General features: G+C 50.6%; 2 protein-coding genes. One reads left to right on the forward strand and one right to left on the reverse strand.

Annotated features, from left to right (window positions below; translation table 11 throughout):
• Positions 1-1,239: IS91 family transposase (locus tag FTU34_RS17485; protein WP_180036291.1), on the reverse strand; the 1,239-nt coding region annotated here is incomplete at its 3' end.
• A gap of 460 nt (positions 1,240-1,699) precedes the next feature.
• Here FTU34_RS17485 and FTU34_RS17490 point away from each other — a divergent pair.
• On the forward strand, positions 1,700-2,572 hold the full coding sequence (locus FTU34_RS17490) for an rRNA adenine dimethyltransferase family protein (protein ID WP_084929516.1): 873 nt from the start codon (positions 1,700-1,702) through the stop codon (positions 2,570-2,572).
• Positions 2,573-3,038 lie beyond the last annotated feature (466 nt).

A 3,038-nucleotide genomic window follows, 5' to 3' on the forward strand; every position in this document is an offset into this window, starting at 1 on the left:
AGCCACCCTGACCTTGTTGCCCCTGCCCCGTTTTGCCGGCGTGACCAACGCCCGGTGCCGACTGTTGGGTGCGAACACCCCGTGGAAGCGGGTTAGGTTGACTCTGGGCTTCGGTACCAGGGCGGCCAGCCTTGCAATGAAATCCAATGGTTCGAAAATGACGTGCGTGGTGCCGTCCCGGTACGGCGTCTTGAGCTGGTAGCGCACGTTGCCGCCTCGTGTTAACGACAGCCGCTTCTCGGATACCGCCGGGCGGCTGATGTACCGGCACAGCCGTTCGAGCTTCTTGCGTTCATCGGCCCTGGCCGCCACGCCGGCGTGCAGGCTGGACCCGGCTACCTTGCCAATCCCGTCACCGAACGGATCACCACTGGTCGGCAGAGTTTGCAAAGTGAACACCTTTCGCCCCGCCTGTGAACCGACAGCGATACGGTAAGTGATCGAGTGCCCCAGCAGGGGTGTCATCGGGTCGTCATCCACCGCATCCGAGGCCAGATAGCTGTTTTCGACATCCCGTTCCAGCAGGCCTTGCCGCTCCAAATAGCGGCCGACCCGATGGGCGATGGTGTGCGCCAGTTGGGTGAGTTCGGCGCTGGTCGGCGCCCTGACCCAGAGGAACCGGGCTGTTCCATTGGGACGCTCAACGTACACGCCATCGAGGAACAGCATGTGAAAGTGAATGTTGAGGTTCAGTGCACTGCCGAAGCGCTGGATCAGGGTGACGGCACCGGTCTTGGCCGCTTGGTGGGTATAGCCCGCTTTCTTGACCAGATGCGTGGCGATGACGCGGTAAACGATGCCCAACACCCGGCCCATGACCTCCGGCCGGCTGGCGAACAGAAAGCGCAATTGAAAGGGAAAGCTGAGTACCCATTGGCGCATGGGCTGTACGGGCAGAACCTCATCGACCAGTAGCGCGGCGCTTTCGGCCATACGCCGTGCGCCACAACTAGGACAGAAGCCCCGACGTTTGCAGCTGAACGCAACCAGGTGCTCAGCGTGACACGACTCACAACGCACCCGCAGAAAGCCGTGTTCGAGACGGCCGCATTTGAGGTAGTCGTCAAACTCGCGTTGCACATAGCCGGGCAGTTCCCTGCCCTGCGCCGCCAAATGGGCAGCGAACGTCGGGTAGTATTCTTCGACGATCCGATAGAGCAGGGTTTGCTCGGGCCGGTGACGCTGGTAACGACCAGTGTTCTCGTCCCGGCTGGCCATCCTGGCCGCCACTTGGGGCATGATCCGCATCCTTGCGATACTGTGTTTTTATACAGTTTATCGCTCAGCTGCGAGATATTGAAGTCTCAGCTGTGATGCCAGCCAGTGCCAGACATTGCCTGTGAGTGCCAGTCACTCCCACTCTATTGTAAATAGAGTTGAGTACTCTATGAAATAAAAGGGGCGAACAAAAAAGAAAGCTGCCTATTCTTTTACGAATAAGCAATTTTTCAGCACGGCAGAACTGAACCTTTGCGGGGAATATCCTTTACAAGTCATTTTTATTTAACTATTTTCGAAACCACTCTAAAATGTATTGTGTTTTCCTAATATATTTGCTAAAATATATGCTAAAATATATTAAGTATTGCCTTGTATAGAATTAGAGTACGCAACTCTATGAAAAATACGAGTTTACCAATAACGATACACCCAACGGCAACAAAAAATCAAATAGCCACACGGGTAAAGGAGTAGGCTATTGGAACGCAACATAAAAGACTCTCAAAATTTTTTACACAATGCCCAACTAGTAAATAAACTAGTCGGACTTAGCAATATAACTTGCGATGATTTGGTTTATGAAATCGGACCCGGCAAAGGAATTATCACTCGAGCCTTACTTGGACGCTGTAGACAAGTTGTTGCGATAGAGTACGACGCGGAATTGTACAGGCGATTGCTTGAGCAATTAAAGGGGCACGAGGATTTAGTTCTGCTGAACAGGGACTTTCTAACAGTAGATTTGCCGAGCGAGCCGTACAAAGTTTTTTCTAACATACCATTCAACATGACTGCGGATATTTTGAGCAAACTTTTGACGACGGGAAGGACGCCCGAGGATTTATATCTCGTCATGCAACAAGAGGCGGTATATAAGTACGCAGGTGAGCCTTTGTGCCAAGATGGATTTAAGTCGCTACTTTTTAAGCCGATTTACGAAATCAAAGTCATTCACAACTTTGATAAAGCGGACTTTTCGCCAAGCCCGAATGTATCAATATTTTTTGTGAACTTTCACAAAAAAGAATACTGCGACATAAAAAAATTGCCGCTAATCGACTACTGGGATTTCTTGGCTTTTGTATATTCCGCGCCAGGCAGATTTTTTAAGGAAAAAACAAAAAAAGTTTTTTCATACGAACAACAAAAGCGGATACGAAAGCAAATCGATCTTCACGAGGAGGCGTTTATTTCGGAATGGACATACAAACAATGGCTTGCCATGTTTGATGTATACTCTAAAATGGTTTCGCCAGAAAAAAAGAAATTGGTTATAGGCGCATATAGCCGATTGATTGCCGAGCAGGCAAAACTCGACAAACTACATCGTGACAGGAGCAAAAAGTATTAGCCGATGGCAAGCGTAACCTTTAAGAAAATAAACAAGGTTTACGACGGAAAAGTACAAGCCCTAAAAGACATAGAACTGAAAATCAATGCGCAAGATTTTTTAGTGATTGTGAGTATAGGAAGAATAAACGCCGTTTTTCTCCAAGTCCAGCCACTGTAGACCGCGAATGACGGCCTGCTTTGCCAGTGGGTGATTCTGAATCCGGCCCGTGTAGCCATCGATCCCGCCGAAAATTTACCCGTTTTTCCCGACAGCCGGGGCCAACCCAAGCCGCCGGCATAACGCATCCCTGCCGCGGCTGAATTACCGCAGCATCGTGATCGGAATCGTTTGGGACGGGTCAGTCAAACAGACCCAGGAGCAGCTCAGCCGGTGGCGCCCGGCTTTCGGGTAACGCCCTGGTCCCGCTGGTTTCGGCTTTGTGCTTCAGGTGATCAAGGATCTGCTTGATCACTATAGGGTCTTC

The organism is Acinetobacter sp. YH12094 (assembly GCF_013419295.1).
Classification (GTDB): domain Bacteria; phylum Pseudomonadota; class Gammaproteobacteria; order Pseudomonadales; family Moraxellaceae; genus Acinetobacter; species Acinetobacter amyesii.